This is a genomic window from Colwellia sp. RSH04 (assembly GCF_003545765.1).
GTDB lineage: Bacteria > Pseudomonadota > Gammaproteobacteria > Enterobacterales > Alteromonadaceae > Colwellia.
Genome location: NZ_QXIO01000071.1, coordinates 1 through 500, shown reverse-complemented (window position 1 = coordinate 500; position 500 = coordinate 1). Strand labels below are relative to the sequence as shown.

The window sequence follows — 500 nt, the reverse complement described above, 5'->3', positions numbered from 1 at the left end:
TCGAGAAGGGCGACTTCGCCATGGTGCGATCGTCCGAGGTTACTCTCATGGACGTCTCGCCGAACCAGCTCGTTTCGGTCGCCGCCTCCATGATCCCCTTCCTCGAGCACGACGACGCCAACCGCGCGCTGATGGGCTCGAACATGCAGCGTCAGGCCGTGCCTCTGGTGCGCGCCGAAGCGCCGTTCGTCGGCACCGGCATGGAAGGCGTCGTGGCCCGTGACTCGGGCGCTGCGATCGCTGCCCGCCGCACCGGCGTGATCGACCAGATCGACGCGACCCGTATCGTTATCCGCGCGACGGAAGATCTCGATCCGACCAAGTCGGGCGTCGATATCTACCGCCTGATGAAGTACCAGCGCTCGAACCAGTCGACCTGCATCAACCAGCGTCCGCTGGTGAAGGTGGGCGATCAGGTCAAGAAGGGCGACATCATCGCTGACGGTCCGTCGACCGATCTCGGCGAACTCGCGCTCGGCCGCAACGTGCTCGTCGCGTTC

1 pseudogene is annotated in these 500 nt (G+C 65.2%); it reads left to right on the top strand.

Annotation, left to right across the window (positions count from 1 at the left end):
• A pseudogene (rpoB, locus tag D1094_RS18535) lies at positions 1-500 on the top strand (DNA-directed RNA polymerase subunit beta); the annotation flags it as partial.